Source organism: Enterococcus sp. AZ079 (genome assembly GCF_050547255.1).
In the GTDB taxonomy this organism is placed as follows: domain Bacteria; phylum Bacillota; class Bacilli; order Lactobacillales; family Enterococcaceae; genus Enterococcus_D; species Enterococcus_D casseliflavus.
In genome coordinates this window covers 2,349,748-2,365,992 of the sequence record NZ_CP172955.1, presented here as the reverse complement: position 1 = coordinate 2,365,992, position 16,245 = coordinate 2,349,748, and the positions used below count along the sequence as shown (strand labels likewise).

Sequence of the window (16,245 nt, the reverse complement as noted above, 5' to 3'; positions counted from 1 at the left end):
AAAACGTTTCCAATCGAAAACGATCGAAACGTCCCCCAATGAAAAATAGCTGATGTACTGAAAAGATAGCAGTCCTACGACTGATTGAGGAGTGAAAAGTGCCAATTATCTGACAAAATAAGAGTGGTTCTCCCTCAGTTTAGCGGATAAGATGCAAAATACAAAATAAAACGATTTCAAAAAATGCACCAATACTAAAAAAAACGAATTAAAGCTCTTACAACGATAATTAGGAAGTGCTGATAAACGTTAATATAACAAGGTTTGAAAATTTTTTTTGCAAATTGAGTGCAAATCTTTTGTCTAAAACGGGGATTAAGCGTAACATAATATGTGTAATAACTACTTAAAAGAAAGAAGGAGAAAAATATGCATTGGTTATGGGTATTAATCGTAGGAGCTATTATCGGTTTGATCGCCGGAGCTATCACAAATAAAGGTGGATCAATGGGTTGGATCGCCAACATCGTTGCAGGTTTAGTAGGTTCAGCTATTGGACAAGCGATCTTAGGTTCTTGGGGTCCATCACTTGCTGGAATGGCAATCGTCCCATCAATTATTGGTGCGGTTATTGTAGTTGCTGTTGTTTCATTCTTCTTAGGACGTTCAAACGGCTAGTCCATTCAGCAATTGTTTTCATTCATTTATTTCGGGTAGGAACTACCTTGAATAGACAGGCAAATCCAGAGTTTCTGGGTTTGCCTTTTTTGTTTTTTAAAAGGATGCATAAGCAATCCCTTTGTCAGATTAGAAAATTGTCGTTACACTTGAAGTAGGTCAAAAAAAGAAAGGAAGAGGTTCAATGAAAAAGCAATATGAAACAGCGATGATCAATCGAGGCGGACGTGTCGGAGAGGTCGAAGCACCAAACGGTAGTTTTCACCTGAAAATCGACAAGCCAGGTCTTCATAGTGAAGGGACCAATCCAGAGCAATTATTTGCCGCAGGCTATGCTTCATGCTTCAACGGTGCCGTACAGCATATGCTGAAAGAGCATAACATCGAATCCGAATCCGAAGTTAAAGCAAGAGTGTCTTTGTATCAGCATGAGGACGGCAGTTACCAAATCGGCGTGATTTTAGAGGTATCGTTACCAGGCGTTGAAAAAGCCGAGGCAGAGAAAATCGCAGAAGAAGCCCACGATTTTTGTCCGTATTCTCGTGCCACTCGCGGCAACATTGATGTCGAAGTTCAAGTAGTCTAAGCAGTATTACGAATAGACAAACAATAAGCGGTTGGTAAATCAGCCGACAAGAGGGAATTCATCAAGGAGGCCAATCAATGAGACAAACAGAGAGCTTGCTGCTTTTGGGCGTGTTTGTGGTTGGCCTTTTTGTGGTGTACTGGCTAAAAAAGCACCGACAGGCGCGCCACAACCAAGCACTGGCAGCTCAACTGAAGCGTTATCCCAGCGTGCGGCAAGCGTGGCTGGCAGCCGGGGCAAACAGGGAAGCAGTCCTTTTGGTTCCAGGTTTAAAAGAAGCCACTGCCGCAGTGGCAACGACGGCAACGGCGAAAGCAGAAACGAGGCTGCACAAGCATGCGGATCAGTGTGAAGCAATGACCCCGCAAGGGTTGGCCGTTTCAGAGGACTATTTGTTCATCTCAGCGTATTGTTCGCAGCAGGAACATCACTCACAGCTTTATATAATAGAAAGAACGAGCGGGCGGCATCTGAAAACGGTGGTTCTGCCAAAACGCCCCCATGTCGGTGGGCTAGTCTTTGATCGAGCAACGCAAATGCTGTGGCTAACCATTACAGGGAAAGGAATGGGGCGCGTGGCGTGTGTTTCTCTACAAGCACTGCTGGAAGATGATTCCTTGGCAACCAATCAGTCTATCGCTTATCAGCAAGTCATCGAATTGGCAGGCATCACTCACAGCTCCTATTTGGCAGCCGATGGCGAGGAACTTGTCTCGGGGACTTTTGCCTTGAAACAAGGAGGCGTGGTGGCGAATTATCCGCTGCCTGTTCTTTCAGCCAGCGGTCGCAAAGCGCCTCATCGCATCAAGCCTAGTAAGAGAAGGGTCACCACCACGAAAGTCCAAAGTATCGCCTTTACCACTGAATACATGTTGCTGGCACGTTCCTTTGGACCAGGGTCGGCGGAGTTATGGGTCTTTTCAAAGGATGCAACGGTGCTGACCCGCAAACATGCGTTGCGGCGCATCAAGTTTCCCCATTACCTTGAACAGATCGTGGTAGAAAAAGGACAGCTGTACTGCTTGTTTGAAAGTGGGGCATGGGCGTATCGGCAAAAAGGCGGCAGCATCGATGAAGTCGTGGTATTGGACCTTGCGACCTTGCTCCAGTAAAAGCACTACTTAAAAAGAAAAAAGACCAGCCTCTTAAGAAGCTGGTCGTAAGTGCAGTGATTAGTCCACGATTGCTCGTTGGATATCTAAGACGGTGCCTGTATGAGCATCTGCCAAAAATTCATAGGTGACAAGCTGCCCGTCTTCGGTGCGGGTGATGCCGCCAGTATATCCTTGGGAAGTGATCGCAAATTTGCGCAAAGGTTGTTTTTCGAAATTGATCCAAGAACCTTCGATCGGTCCTTCTTTGATAAACGCCGCTTTTATATTGTCTAAGACATCATCGGCATTCATGGCTTGCCTTTTCTTCAACCAGATCGTTGAAAAAATCCCTCCTGCAAAGCCAAGACCTAAACCGATGGTCAGTCCATTTTTAAAATAATGCAATGGATGCTCATTCTCCATCTAATGTCCCTCCTAAAGTAAGTTTTCCCGAATGTTTTGATCTCGGTGAAAGCACAGGTTCTCTTAACAATAGTTTACCATAGTTTAGAAATATTCTATAAGAAAAATAACCAACAATAGAAATTTGCGCTATAATAAAGAATATCAGTAGGAATAAGGAGGAAGAGAGCACATCCGTTGTTTCGCCCAAAAATTGCTGGAAAACACAGCAACAGCAAGCGTTGCTTTTTCAAAAAAAGCAGCTTTGTTTCTTTAGGGCAGCAAACAACCGATACGTGTTTCTCGAATGATCATGGAAGAAAAAACATTTCAACGCATCAAAGAACTAACGGAGTTACAAGGAACCAGTGGGTTTGAACACGACGTGCGGGCGTATATGCGTGAAGCGATGACCCCCTTGGTGGACGAGATCCAACAAGACGGCTTAGGCGGCATCTTCGGTTTGCGTCACCACCAAGAAGCAGATGCACCACGAGTGATGGTAGCTGCTCACATGGATGAAGTTGGTTTCTTATTGACGACGATCACCGATCGCGGCTTATTCAAAGTCACTCCTTTGGGCGGATGGAACCCTTATGTGGTTTCTGCTCAACGCTTTACATTGAAAACAGCAAAAGGCGATTATCCATGTGTTTCTTCTTCAGTACCGCCACATTTGTTGCGAGGAAGCAGCGGTCAAAAAAATGTCGAAGTCACAGATATTTTGTTTGATGCTGGGTTTGAATCAAAAGAAGAAGCAGAAAGCTTTGGGGTACGTCCTGGCGATACGATCGTCCCACAAGTGGAAACCATCAAAACAGCCAATGGGAAAAACATCATCTCGAAGGCTTGGGACAACCGTTACGGCTGTGCAGTCGTCTTAGAAGCACTTGAAGCCTTGAAAGAGGAAACGTTAGGCCATACGCTGATTGCTGGTGCCAACGTTCAAGAAGAAGTCGGCTTACGAGGTTCTCGTCCGTCTGTGACGAAATTCAAACCCGACTTGTTCTTTGCGGTCGATTGCTCGCCAGCAGATGACACAGTCACCAAAAATGGTACCTTTGGTCATCTAGGGGCAGGGACTTTGATGCGAATCTATGATCCGGGCATGATCATGTTGCCACGGATGAAAGAATTCTTGTTGGATACAGCAGAAAGCAACAACATTCCTTACCAATACTTTGTTTCAAAAGGTGGTACCGACGCTGGTGCGGCACACATGGCAAATGAAGGAATCCCAAGTTCAGTTATCGGTGTTCCTGGACGTTACATCCATACTCACCAAACATTATTCAGTATCGCTGATTATGAAGCGGCACGGGAAATGGTGATTCAAGTCTTGAAAGGTTTGGATCGTTCAACCGTTGATACGATTTTGGCAGGACAATAAGCGAGAACGAACGAAAGCAAAGAGACAGCAACCCGTTGTCTCTTTTTTTCTGCAGGGGTTTGCAAGATCAGCATGTCAGTTGGTAGTCCCTGAAAGAAAGGTGTATACTGAAAGAAAAGAAAGTGGTGAGCATTTGATTATTCCAAAAGATTTAGCAGAGTTAGCAACATATGTGGAGAAAGGCAAAAATGTCTTCTTTTTCACCGCCGATTGGTGTGGCGATTGCCGCTACATCAAACCGCAATTGCCTGAGATCGAAGCGGACTTTCCAGATTTTCAATTTATCGAAGTCGACCGTGATGAATACATGGATGTAGCGGTTGAATGGAACATTTTTGGTATTCCTAGCCTCGTCGTTATCGAAGACGGCAAGGAGCTGGGACGGTTAGTCAACAAGGATCGCAAAACCAAAGAAGAGATCGAAGCCTTTTTAACCAGCGTACAATCAGCATAGGAGGGGAAAAAGATGGAAGCACAAAGATATCAAAACATTTTAGTAGGGATCGACGGTTCAGATCAAGCGATGTCTGCCTTCAAAAAAGCAGTGGAAGTCGCTCGTCGAAATCAAGGGAAGGTCTATGCCGCAACGATCATCGACCAGCAAGTGCCGACCATGATGGGCTATGCACCTTTGGATAGTTCGATCTTGGAACAAGAAAAAGATACGGCGAAAAATCTGATCGACGACTGCAAAGCTTATGCAAAATCAGTGGATTTTGATCTAGTTGAAGGCATCGTCGCTTACGGCTCCATCAAAGACGCCCTTGCCACTCAATTACCAGATCAATACGACATCGATTTGATCATGGTGGGGCAATCTGGGCTGAATGCCGTGGAACGCTTCATGATGGGGAGTGTCGCCAGCTTCGTTATCCGTGAAGCCCGGTGCGACGTGCTGATCGTATCGCCTGAAGAAACAAAAGCCTAAGGTCATTTTTTGAAAAAATAAGCTTGTCGTTGCCGAGTTCTTTTCCTTAAAGAAGATGGCAGCAAAAGCAGACAAGGGTTAAAAGAAAGTTCCTGAGAACCAGCGATGTTTCACTTGTTAGCAAAGCACCGTCTTTCGCTGATGAACTGCAGCTGGTTCTCAGGCTTTTTTGCTCGTTTTGAGGGAAGACATCTGTCGCTGTTGTCTTGTTACATAGGTAGTAGTGCCAAACAGAAGTTTTTAGAACCAGCGTTTATCGGCTCGTTAGTAAAGCAGCGTCTTAGCTAATAAGCCGCAGCTGGTTCTTAGTTTTTTTCTGTATACAGTTTTTGGATAACTTATTGTTGCCTTCTTTCGTAGAAAGTAGTTCTACTAGCAAGTTCTTGAGAAGCCGCGGGTTCTGCTCCTTCGCCAATTTTCAACCTAAGTCAGCCAGCAGAAGTTGGTTCTCAGGCGTTTTTTGTCTTTGAAAATAACTAGAATTTCAAGGAAAACAAAGAAATTCCATGACGGATGCCGAAAAATTTGTTAAGATTATGGGCGGAATGTGTAAGTACCTAAGGAGGAAAAAACGTGATTTTTGCTTATAACAAAGAATATGTCAGTGATACACTGCTTGCCATCACAGCAGATGATAAAGGATTAGAACAAACCGTCGAACGCAAAGGCAATGTTGCCCAAATCAAAAATGAAGAAGGCACGATCGTCGGCTGGAACTTTTTTGCGATCTCAGAAGTGATGACGATCGAAGGCCGTGGCCAAGTGACGTTGACGAAAGAACAAATCCAACAATTGAACACCATGATCAAAGAAGCAGGATTCAGCGAAGAACTGCCAGCAGATACAGAACCAAAAATCGTCGTTGGCTATGTGAAATCATGTGTGGAACATCCAGACAGCGACCATCTGTCTATCACGGAAACAGAAGTCGGGGATGGGGAAGTTTTGCAAATCGTCTGTGGTGCTGCCAATATCCGTAAAGGCTTGAAAGTCGTTGTCGCAAAACCTGGGGCAATGATGCCAGATGGCTTGATGATTTGGCCGGGTACGCTTCGTGGCGTAGAAAGCTTCGGAATGATCTGCTCTGCTAAAGAACTGCATTTAGAAGGTGCACCAATGAAAAAAGGCATCCTTGAGCTGCCTCAAGATGCCGTTGTAGGTGAAGCTTTTCCAGTCGGTAAAGCCTAAAAAAATGAACTGCCGCTTCCTGTTTTTGCGGCAGTTCATTTTTTGATTGTTTCGATTGGTTTTGGTGATTAGTTGCTGCTGTCTGTTGATTGTTCGTTGATCGATGTATCAACGGAAAGTTTTACTTCTGCCGTTTTTTCTTCATCGCCACGATAGAAGGTTACAGTGATCGTGTCACCGACTTTGTGTTTGTACAACGCAGATTGTAGATCCGTTGTTGTGCTGACTTCTGTATCATCGATCTTCGTGATAACATCATATTGTTGCAATCCTGCTTGTTCTGCTGGTGTTGCATTGTTGACTGAATAGATCACAACGCCTGAAGTTACGGATGAAGGAACTTTCAAGATTTGTTCTTGTTGTTGTGATGTGATGGAACCTAAATCGATCGTTTGGATACCTAGTGCAGGGCGGACCACTTTGCCGTCTGCTTCTAGTTGATTGATGATTTCAACGACATCGTTACTTGGGATCGCAAAGCCCATCCCTTCGACACTAACACCTGAAGCAGAGCCAGAGGTGCTGGCGATTTTACTTGAGTTGATCCCAATCACTTGACCATCAACGTTGATCAGTGGACCACCAGAGTTCCCTGGGTTGATCGCAGCATCCGTTTGGATCGCATTGATGCTGATCGTACCACCAGATTCGTTTTGGCTTGTTACTTGACGATTCAAGGAAGAAACGATCCCTTGTGTCACAGAGTTTGCGTAGTCAGAGCCGAGAGGTGAACCGATCGCGATGGCTGGTTCGCCGACTTTCAAGGCACTTGAATCACCAAATGTTGCGGCAGTCGTCACATGCTCTGAAGAGATTTTCAATACAGCTAAGTCTGTGTAAGCGTCAGTACCGACCAATTCAGCTTTAACTTTCGTACCGTCTGCTAAAACAACTTCCAAACCGTCTTGACCTTCTACGACGTGGTTGTTGGTTACAACATAGGCATCGTCGCCATCGATTTTGTAGATGACTCCACTCCCTTCAGAAGAAGCTTCTAAAGCACTGTCGTCGTCGCTTTGGCTATCGCCTTCACTTTGTCCGCCTTGCTGACCAAAGAGGCTGTTCCAGTCGTTGCTTTGACTTTGTTGTAGATTAATGATGGAAACGACAGAATCTTGTACTTTTTCAACTGCCTCAGTGACATCGCTAGTCACATCAAGTTTTACATTGGATACTTGGGTTTGTCCGTTAGAATCTTGGACCCCGCTGTTGGTCGTGGTTTCTGGTGTTGAAGTCAAAGAGGAACCCATTGCCAGATACAGACCGCCGAAGGTCAATAAACCGCCGACCATACCGCCTAAAATCCCAATACCTAATCGTTTTAATAAACCAGGAGAAGTTTTCTTGCCTGGTGTGACATATTTTCTTGCCATTACTATTTCCCCCTTAATGAATAATTCGTTATAATCAGTATATTCCTTCTATCTGAGATTAGTCTACTAAGAGATTTTGAAAAAAATATGAAGAAGTTGCGTAAGAATCTGTTTCAAACGATGAAATTTTCTTCGCAAAACCCGTTCATTTTTGAATAAAAATAGCAGGGGAATCTGGGGAGAAGCAAAGGTCTGTTTATCCACAGTGTGTGGACAAACTTGAAAGCTTTGGTTGGGTGGATGAAGAAACCCTTGAAGTGTCGCGGTTTTATAGATAGGAATAGAAGAATTTCAAAGAAAGTCAAAGTGTGTAAAAGGTTGTGGATAGCATTGTCCACATTTTCATAAAATAAGGGGATAACGAGGAGGAACCTATGAAAATCAAAGTCGTCACGGTAGGAAAATTAAAAGAAAAGTACCTCGTTCAAGGAATCAACGAGTACGCCAAGCGATTGGGGGCATACGCAAAGCTTGAGTTTGTCGAAGTATCGGATGAAAAAGCACCAGAAACCTTGAGTGAAGCCCAAATGCTGCAAATCAAAGAAAAAGAAGGGCAGCGCATTTTAGCCAAAATCAAAGACACCGAATATGTCTTTGCCTTAGCGATCGAAGGCACTAACCCCACCAGCGAAGCCTTCGCCAAACAAATCGATCAGCTCGGCATCCAAGGAAAAAGCCAACTGACCTTCGTCATCGGCGGCTCCCTAGGCTTAAGCCAAGAAGTCATGACCCGCAGTGATGCCAAGATCTCTTTTGGCAAAATGACCTACCCCCACCAACTCATGAAACTGATCTTATTGGAGCAAATCTATCGCGCGTATCGAATCAATACGGGGGCGCCGTATCATAAGTAAATATCTCAAGCAATATAATAGAAAAAATTATCCACCGGTACTACCGGTAAAAAGGAGCAACAACCATGCGAAATATCAAATTAACGATTGAATATGACGGCAAGCGCTACTTAGGGTGGCAACGACTAGGAGATTCTGAAAAAACAATCCAAGAAAAAGTTGAAGGGGTCATCAAATTATTGACGGGAGAAGAAATTGAGATCGTCGGTTCTGGCAGAACCGATGCGGGCACGCATGCTCGAGGACAAGTGGCGAATTTCAAGACGACCCATCAAATGAGTTTGCCAGAGATGCAGCAGTTCTTTAACCGCTATTTGCCGCAAGACATCGTCGTCAACAAGATTGAAGAGGTGCCTGAGCGCTTCCATGCACGCTATCACGCCAAAGGCAAGCAATATAGCTATTATGTTTGGAACAACGCGATCCCATCGGTCTTTGCTCGCAATACTAGTTTTCATTGCCCGCAGCCCCTTGATTTGGAAAAAATGCAGCAAGCGGCTGAGAAGTTGATCGGCACCCATGATTTTATCGGCTTTTCTGCATTGAAAAAATCAAAAAAATCAACGGTGCGCACGATCGATGAAATCACCATCACACCAGAAGGCGACCTATTGCGGTTTACCTTCAAAGGCAACGGCTTTTTGCATAAAATGGTCCGAATCTTGACAGGCACACTGATTGCCATTGGCGATGGCACACTGCCACCAGAAGTGATCGATCAAGTGTTAGCCGATAAAGTACGACAAGCAGCTGGTGAAACAGTGCCTTCTCATGGCTTATTTCTAGATGAGGTGTATTATTAAAAGAAACATGGTAATGGCTATTTAAGGAAAGGAGATCATCTATTGATCACATTAAAATCCCCACGAGAGATCGAACAAATGAAAACTTCTGGTCGTATCTTGGCAAGTATTCACGAACAGCTACGAGAGAAAATCGTTCCCGGTATCACCACGAACCAAATCAACGCCTTTGTCCATCAACAGATAGAAGCTGCAGGGGCAACAGCCGCGCAAATCGGGTTTGAAGGCTATGAATTTGCGACGTGTATCAGTGTCAATGAAGAGATTTGTCATGGTTTCCCTTCAGAATATGTTTTAAAATCAGGCGATGTCATTAAAGTCGATTTTTGTGTCGATTACAAAGGGGCAATCTCTGACAGCTGTTGGACGTATGCGGTAGGAGAGATTTCACCAGAACATCAAGCACTGATGGAAGTCACGAAAGAAGCCTTGATGAGAGGAATCGAGCAAGCACAGGTCGGCAACCGAGTTGGCGATATTGGTTATGCGATCCAAAGCTTCGCTGAAGAAAAAGGGTATGGTGTCGTGCGGGACTTTATTGCTCACGGCATTGGCCCAACCATTCATGAAGAACCATTCTTTCCTCATTTCGGGTTACCTGGCAAAGGAATTCGGTTGAAAGAAGGTATGACGATCACCATCGAACCGATGATCACGACAGGCACTTGGCGCATGAAGATGGACCCGAACGGCTGGACAGCACGCACCATTGACGGCAGTTATTGTGCCCAATATGAACATTCGATCGCCATCACCAAAGAAGGTCCTATTATCATGACGTTGCAAAAGGAAGAAACGTGAACACAAGGCCGATAGAATAGAAGAAAATACGAAAATCGTTCGAGTGTTTCTACACGAACGATTTTTTGCATTTACTTGTCGAAGTTGCGAAGCTAGGGTATAGCACATTCAAATAGGAAGAAAAGTAGGTCTTTTTAGGAAATGATTATGAAACAATCAAACTACTTCCAGTAGAAGCTTTTTGGAGTAAACATTAAAAGATATAAAAGCTGGATATAAGAAGAGTCAGTATCGAAGTATTTTTTTGTTATTTCCTTTTTAAAATATCGTTATAGTTTTGAGAGAACGAAAAAAATTCTCGGAAAAATCAGAATCGTTAAATTTAGAAGTTTTTATTCATCTATATTTATCTCTTTATAGCCTTTATTTACTGAAAAAACCGTGATATACTTTTAAGATAAAAATATAAAGGAGAGATAAAGTGAAAAAACGTGTATGGGGTATTTTATTATTAGGAATTGGTTGTTTTTTTTGTTCATAATTTCACATTCCAATCTGTACAAGCAGATGAGTTTGACGATGGGCAGGTGACTTTTGAAGACTATTCAAAGGATAATCGTAGTTCAGTTATGACATATGAAGAATATGTAGAATTCATCAATGAAATTAATTCTCAAAATAATCAACTAACAAGAGAGGTCGTATCTCGTTCATTATCAGGCGGTAATTTGAGTCAAAGAGAGCAAATTGTAGCAGAAGCAAAAAAACATATAGGTAAACCATATACTCAAACAAATCCTGATAGATTGGGACCTGACAAATTTGATTGTTCTGGCTTAGTTTATTATGTTTTTAATCAAGTTACAGGAAAAGATGTCGGAAAATTGACGTGGGAGCAAGAGTATGCTGGAAAGCAAATTCCTATCTCTGAGGCTAAACCAGGTGACTTACTTTTTTGGGGAAGTAGAGGGAAAACGAGTCATACTGCCATTTATATTGGAAATAATCAGTATATTCATGCTCCAACTTTTGGAAGAACGGTTGAATTATCTCCAATCTGGGACAGTTTCTATCCATCATTTGCCATCCGGATGGATCTATCAGAATACCAAACAGTGCCTTATGGAAAAACGGTTATGGCGGTCAGTAATTATCCAATATGGAACAACTTAGAATTTACTTCTCAAAATGGAAATACTTCTAATTTTCAAGATGGTTTAGTTTATTATGCGAAAAATCAAATCTCTTTTAGTGATGGTAGAACGTTTTATGAACTATATCGTGGAGATTCCTTTGTAGGATTTATTAATACTGTAGCAGTTGAAGAATTAACCGCTACAAGCGAGAATAAAAATATTATGGCAACTAAAAATTATCCAAGATGGGGAAATCTCTATTGGACTAGTAAACTAGGCGATACTTCTGATTTCGCCGATAATCCAGTGTACTATACATCTGTTAGTTATACTTTAACAAATGGTAAAAAGTTTTATTCTCTCTATCGTGGTGATCAATGGTTTGGTTATATCAATGCTGAAGCGGTTATTGATTTGAAGGCTGAAAATATTGATAAATTTGTCAGTGCGACGAAGAATTATCCGATTTGGGGAAACCTATATTGGACGAGTAAATTAGGAAGTACAGAAAATTATTCGAGTGGTCTGGTCTATAAAGCAAAATATAAATATACTCTGTCAAATGGAAAGATATTTTATTCTATATATCAAGGCGACACATGGATAGGTTATATTAATTCTGATGCTACTGAAGATTTAAGAACTGAAAATATTAACATAGGAGTACAGATTACTAGCAAAAACTATCCTATGTGGAACAATTTTTATTGGACTAGTAAAAAATTCGAAGCAGGTCAGTTGTATGGTAATAGTTACACTGCTAAAGTAAAATATACATTAGGAAATGGAAAGACCTTCTATTCCTTATATGATAATACAAATACATGGATTGGATATGTTAACACTCAAGGTACAAGTGTTAAATAAGTTCTCGCAAAAATTATCAATATTTTTTATTATCCTAGATGAAAGCAAAAAGCGAATCCACACTTGATTCGCTTTTTGCTTTCTCAAGTTTAATTAATATAATTAGGACAATGAATTTCGAACAATTCATTTAAAAGCAAAAAACTCAAATCGTTTTGCCCCTTTTTCTTATCCCTCTCACCGCTCCAGTGAAAGCTTTATTCAACAACCCTTTAGCAAGCACATCAATCATCCCCATGATTGAGTTTATCAGCAACAAAGGTTTCTACACTATACCTGCCCCATTTTGAGAGACTCTCTATAAACAAAGGGAAGGTTACATCTGTAAAATGACTGACCAAGAGATAACAAGCTTGACCTGAAACTTTATGAAAGACTTCAATTTCTTTGTATTGATTCACGAAGGCTTCAAAATCTGTATAGCGATTTGAATCCATAAAAAACCGGATGTATTGCGTACTTGGATAGTTTACTACAATACTAAATCGCTGAATGATTCCTTCATCTTGCAATTTCAGGATCCGATTGCCTACAGCTTGTCCCGTCAGGTGGACCATTTCGCCGATTTCTTTATTCGATAATTTGCTGTTGTGTTTCAGGATAGCTAGGATTTGTTCATCGATGATGTCCATAAGGGTTCCTCCTTTCATAATGAAAGTAAATTGACTTTATCTTTTTCAAGAGACGCTTTGTTGTAGGGTCATATGTATTTATACTGGATTATAACAAATAAGAAAAGAAATGGTGATTCTATGAAAAAAGCTTTAGTAATTATTGATGTCCAAAATGACTATTTTAAAGAAGGAAGAATGGCCCTTCATTCCCCTGAACAGGCGCTTGCAAACATAAATAAACTAGAAGCGTCTTTTATCGAAAAGCAACTCCCGATCATCTATATCCAACACATCAACGATCAAGAAGCGGCTGATTTTTTTGAACGAGGGACCAAAGGCGTACGGCTGCATGAACAGTTAAAAACAACGCATTCTTCTATTATTATCGAAAAGCACTTTCCTAACTCGTTCATTGAAACAAATTTAAAAGAAACGTTAGACTCTTTAGGTGTCCAACAAGTTATCATCACTGGGATGATGACGCATATGTGCATCGATTCAACCACAAGAGCTAGTAAAGAACTCGGTTATCAGCCCATACTGATTTCTGATGCCACGGCAACGAAAGCATTAACATTTGAAGCACACGAAATTCCTGCGGAAGCTGTTCAACGAGCGTTTTTATCGGCCTTGGAAACCTTCTCTACGGTGATGAAAACCGATGACTATTTAAACGGATTGTAGAAAAATTGCGTATTTACCAACAAAGGCAACGTTCATTTGCATTGAGTGGTTCTTGATCACTCTTTGAAATTGGTGATCCTAACTCATTCCGCTTCAATGTTTCTAAAAAAATGAATGCCCAGTTGCGTACCCACCAATTCTACTGAGCTGATTCTTCAGAGGATGCATGCGAACCAATTACGCACCAACCCATACAAAAGCCAAAAACGTTCGAGGATTTTTCTCGAACGTTTTTTGGGCATCAAATTGGGCGAATCGGCGAAACTATGGTACAGTGCAACCAAACAAGGAGCGAAAGTCGCTCCTTCATGAGGCAAAGGGGCAATGGTGATGAAGCAAAAAACGATGGCGTGGCTGTCAGAAATCTATAATTTGATCTTGCATCCTGGCACAAGACAGTGGGAACGAGAACAACTGGTGCAAGCAAAAAATACACTGGAAACTCAGCTGGCGACCAAACAAAAAGCAGGCAAACACGAAAAAGAATCGTCAAATAGCCTTGAAGACCAACAGACCAAGCGGGTTTTGGAAAAACTAGAAGCGTCGTTGCGTCCTTTGGCACTGAGAAACAATCTGACCCCGAATGTCGCAGAGTTTTATCAAACAATCAGCCAGTCAGCACCGAAAAAGGCAAGGAATGAAGAAACAAGCAAAGTCCAACCAGTAGAAGTTTCCGTGGAGCCGAACGAAACAGGTGAAAAAGCACAAGAAGTGGCTATTTTTGCTGGCGGCTGCTTTTGGTGTATGGTAGAGCCTTTTGAAGACCAGCCGGGCATTCTTTCCGTCTTGTCGGGGTATACTGGGGGAACAGTCCCGAATCCGACGTATGATCAAGTACTAAGCGGAACAACAGGGCATGTCGAAGCGGTAGAGATCGTTTTTGATCCCAAAATCATCACCTATCAGGACTTGTTGCAGTTGTACTGGCAAGTGACAGACCCGACAGATGCTTTCGGACAATTTCAAGATCGCGGCAATTTTTATCGCCCAATCATTTTCTATACGACTGCTGAACAGGAAGTGCTTGCGCAAGAAGCCAAAAAGGAACTAGCCCAATCTGGTTATTATCAGCAACCCATCGTGACCGAGATCCGCAAGGCCACGCAGTTTTGGCCAGCGGAAAACTACCATCAAGCATTTTACAAGAAACAGCCAAAGCGCTACCAGCGGATCAAGCGAGCGCGCAAACAACTGATGCTTTTTTATCGGCTGAAACGCTGGACAAACCGAGGAAAAAAACGATCATAAACAGAGGATCACTAAAAAAAGCGGGGCTCCGAGAAAAGGGGAAAAGAATCAAATGAAGGCTCTTTTCTCCACAAGCCGCGCTTTTTTCTGCGCTTTTAGCCAATTGGATAAAAAACGTAGATTTATTTTAGAATAATGTCCAAAGAAAGCGTTAACAACAAGAATTATAATAGAGAAAGAAAAAGTGGCGAAAAAGGTCGAAAAAGCAGGTGTCTTTTGCTTGATTCCTTTCTTCGAGGAAAGAAGGTGGGAAACACCAGAGAAAAATCAGCGGAAAAATCAATCGGCAACACCCCATAGCAACACAACATTTATTATATGAAGGTTCATATAAGTTAGGAGAAATGTGATGAAAAAAAAGGGAACGTTCGTCTCACTGTTTATGGCTCTCATTCTTTTTATCTTTTCAGAAAGAACAGTGTTTGCGGCAGAAGCGATCAATGAGATCGTCGCACCAACAGGAGTTAAAGCATTTCTAGTACTGATTCCATTAGTGTTAGTGCTGGTTTTGCTCTTTAAAAAAGTAGATATGATCATTGCTGGCTTGATTGCTGGGATCTTGGCGATGATTATTGGCGGGATCAGTTTAGCTGAAGCCAATTCGCAACTGTTGGAAGCTATTCCGACGATGTTGAGTATTACGGTGCCAATCATCAATTCCGCTGTAGCGATGGCGGTCTTCAAAGCGGGCAGTTATACGGCGGCCTTAACCTTAGCCAAAAGAGGAACCAAAGGAAAAGTGGAATATGTGGCTGGTTTTATTGTCATCTTATTGGCAGCAGCGACTTATATGTCTGGAATCGGCGGCGGGAGTGCGATGGTGATCGCACCGTTAGCATTTGCGGCAGTTGGGGTGGTACCCGAATTGATCGCAGCGATGTCGTTAGCGGCAGCGGTCTCCTTTACGACTTCTCCTGCCTCTTTGGAATCTAGTATCGTGTCTGAACTAGGCGGTTTTAGTGTCGCTTCTTATGTCGATCAAATGCGCCCATTTTGGTTGTTATTCGTTGGTTTGGCGATTTTATTGGCATTCTTCGGGACCAAGCGTCGTCATCTGGGCTTCAAAGAATCAGCCAACCAAGAGTACGAAAACAAAAGCAATGGCGAGTTATTCAAAACGACACTGCCTGCGATCTTCTTGCTTTTTGCGGTCATCTTTGGACCGTTGATCAATGACCTGATCGGCTTTGTCCTCTTTACACCGCTAGTTTATATGGTGGTCACGTTAGCGTTGATTTTTGTTTGTACCGACTTTTCCATGAATCAATCGGTGGAAGCGATGGTGGACGGATCCACGTATATTTTGACCCGCTTGTTCCAAGTGGGGATCTTTTTAGCCTTCATCAACGTGATCGCTGAAACTGGGACGTTTGCTGTAATTGCAGGTGCGGCACAAAATGCCCCCGCAGCGATCGTCGTTCCCGTGGCGATCTTGACGGGTGTCTTGATTGGGATTCCCGCAGGTGCCTATGTCGGCTCCGTTTTAACACTCGTGCTACCAGTTGCCGTTTCATTAGGCTTCCCAGTCTTAGCTCTTGGCTTTGTAACGATGGGGGTTGGCCTCGGCAGTCAAATGAGTTTTGTCAACATTACGATGCAAGCTTTATCTTCTGGTTTCCAAATTCCGATTCTGGATGTAGTCAAAGGAAACGTGAAGTGGTTGAGTTTAGCAGCCGTATTATTATTAGTCATCGGCTTAGTGTTTGGCTGATGGATAGG

17 protein-coding genes are annotated in these 16,245 nt (G+C 42.7%); 14 read left to right on the top strand and 3 right to left on the bottom strand.

Translation table 11 applies throughout. The features are described 5' to 3' along the window. Positions 1–369: 369 nt before the first annotated feature. The 3 genes from IGJ15_RS11290 (at position 370) to IGJ15_RS11280 (ending at position 2,316) form a co-directional block, all read left to right on the top strand. Complete coding sequence (locus tag IGJ15_RS11290; RefSeq protein WP_005225422.1) at positions 370–618, top strand: GlsB/YeaQ/YmgE family stress response membrane protein; 249 nt, start codon at positions 370–372, stop codon at positions 616–618. A gap of 184 nt (positions 619–802) precedes the next feature. Beyond that, positions 803–1,204: an Ohr family peroxiredoxin gene (locus tag IGJ15_RS11285; RefSeq protein ID WP_005225423.1), complete on the top strand. Its 402-nt coding sequence runs from the start codon at positions 803–805 to the stop codon at positions 1,202–1,204. A 77-nt stretch (positions 1,205–1,281) separates the two neighbouring features. After that, positions 1,282–2,316 carry a hypothetical protein gene (locus IGJ15_RS11280; protein WP_005225424.1) on the top strand — a complete coding sequence of 345 codons (1,035 nt, stop codon included), beginning with the start codon at positions 1,282–1,284 and terminating at the stop codon, positions 2,314–2,316. Positions 2,317–2,376: 60 nt separating this feature from the next. Here IGJ15_RS11280 and IGJ15_RS11275 read toward each other — a convergent pair whose 3' ends face one another. Continuing rightward, the gene (locus IGJ15_RS11275) at positions 2,377–2,721 is read right to left on the bottom strand and encodes a peptidase (RefSeq protein ID WP_005225425.1); all 345 of its coding nucleotides are present in this window, start codon (positions 2,719–2,721) and stop codon (positions 2,377–2,379) included. Between the two features lie 292 nt (positions 2,722–3,013). Between IGJ15_RS11275 and pepA the strand changes: the two genes are divergently transcribed. The 4 genes from pepA to ytpR all read left to right on the top strand — a co-directional run bounded on the left by pepA (position 3,014) and on the right by ytpR (position 6,206). After that, the gene (gene pepA / locus IGJ15_RS11270; RefSeq protein ID WP_005225427.1) at positions 3,014–4,090 is read left to right on the top strand and encodes a glutamyl aminopeptidase; all 1,077 of its coding nucleotides are present in this window, start codon (positions 3,014–3,016) and stop codon (positions 4,088–4,090) included. Positions 4,091–4,223: 133 nt separating this feature from the next. Further along, on the top strand, positions 4,224–4,544 hold the full coding sequence (locus IGJ15_RS11265) for a thioredoxin family protein (protein ID WP_005225428.1): 321 nt from the start codon (positions 4,224–4,226) through the stop codon (positions 4,542–4,544). A 12-nt stretch (positions 4,545–4,556) separates the two neighbouring features. After that, the gene (locus IGJ15_RS11260) at positions 4,557–5,018 is read left to right on the top strand and encodes a universal stress protein (protein WP_005225429.1); all 462 of its coding nucleotides are present in this window, start codon (positions 4,557–4,559) and stop codon (positions 5,016–5,018) included. A 573-nt stretch (positions 5,019–5,591) separates the two neighbouring features. Then, a complete protein-coding gene (gene ytpR / locus IGJ15_RS11255) occupies positions 5,592–6,206 on the top strand; it encodes a YtpR family tRNA-binding protein (RefSeq protein WP_005225431.1) in 615 nt (204 codons plus the stop codon). Positions 6,207–6,274: 68 nt separating this feature from the next. Here ytpR and IGJ15_RS11250 read toward each other — a convergent pair whose 3' ends face one another. After that, a complete protein-coding gene (locus IGJ15_RS11250; RefSeq protein ID WP_010747716.1) occupies positions 6,275–7,579 on the bottom strand; it encodes a S1C family serine protease in 1,305 nt (434 codons plus the stop codon). Positions 7,580–7,953: 374 nt separating this feature from the next. Here IGJ15_RS11250 and rlmH point away from each other — a divergent pair, with 374 nt between their 5' ends. From rlmH to IGJ15_RS11230, 4 genes are all read left to right on the top strand, one after another. After that, positions 7,954–8,433 (top strand): 23S rRNA (pseudouridine(1915)-N(3))-methyltransferase RlmH, encoded by a 480-nt coding sequence (rlmH, locus tag IGJ15_RS11245; RefSeq protein ID WP_010747717.1) that lies wholly within the window; start codon positions 7,954–7,956, stop codon positions 8,431–8,433. A gap of 65 nt (positions 8,434–8,498) precedes the next feature. Beyond that, positions 8,499–9,236 (top strand): tRNA pseudouridine(38-40) synthase TruA, encoded by a 738-nt coding sequence (gene truA, locus IGJ15_RS11240; RefSeq protein ID WP_005225435.1) that lies wholly within the window; start codon positions 8,499–8,501, stop codon positions 9,234–9,236. Between the two features lie 42 nt (positions 9,237–9,278). Next, positions 9,279–10,037, top strand: coding sequence for a type I methionyl aminopeptidase (gene map / locus IGJ15_RS11235; RefSeq protein ID WP_005225436.1), 759 nt, complete (start codon positions 9,279–9,281; stop codon positions 10,035–10,037). A gap of 569 nt (positions 10,038–10,606) precedes the next feature. Further along, on the top strand, positions 10,607–11,980 hold the full coding sequence (locus tag IGJ15_RS11230; RefSeq protein WP_230209433.1) for a C40 family peptidase: 1,374 nt from the start codon (positions 10,607–10,609) through the stop codon (positions 11,978–11,980). Between the two features lie 224 nt (positions 11,981–12,204). Here IGJ15_RS11230 and IGJ15_RS11225 read toward each other — a convergent pair whose 3' ends face one another. Further along, positions 12,205–12,612 carry an Lrp/AsnC family transcriptional regulator gene (locus IGJ15_RS11225; RefSeq protein WP_010747719.1) on the bottom strand — a complete coding sequence of 136 codons (408 nt, stop codon included), beginning with the start codon at positions 12,610–12,612 and terminating at the stop codon, positions 12,205–12,207. A 120-nt stretch (positions 12,613–12,732) separates the two neighbouring features. Between IGJ15_RS11225 and IGJ15_RS11220 the strand changes: the two genes are divergently transcribed. From IGJ15_RS11220 to IGJ15_RS11210, 3 genes are all read left to right on the top strand, one after another. Continuing rightward, the gene (locus tag IGJ15_RS11220) at positions 12,733–13,278 is read left to right on the top strand and encodes a cysteine hydrolase family protein (RefSeq protein WP_005225439.1); all 546 of its coding nucleotides are present in this window, start codon (positions 12,733–12,735) and stop codon (positions 13,276–13,278) included. Positions 13,279–13,602: 324 nt separating this feature from the next. Then, the gene (gene msrA, locus IGJ15_RS11215) at positions 13,603–14,526 is read left to right on the top strand and encodes a peptide-methionine (S)-S-oxide reductase MsrA (protein ID WP_010747721.1); all 924 of its coding nucleotides are present in this window, start codon (positions 13,603–13,605) and stop codon (positions 14,524–14,526) included. 349 nt (positions 14,527–14,875) lie between these two features. Continuing rightward, the gene (locus tag IGJ15_RS11210) at positions 14,876–16,237 is read left to right on the top strand and encodes a hypothetical protein (protein ID WP_005225442.1); all 1,362 of its coding nucleotides are present in this window, start codon (positions 14,876–14,878) and stop codon (positions 16,235–16,237) included. Positions 16,238–16,245 lie beyond the last annotated feature (8 nt).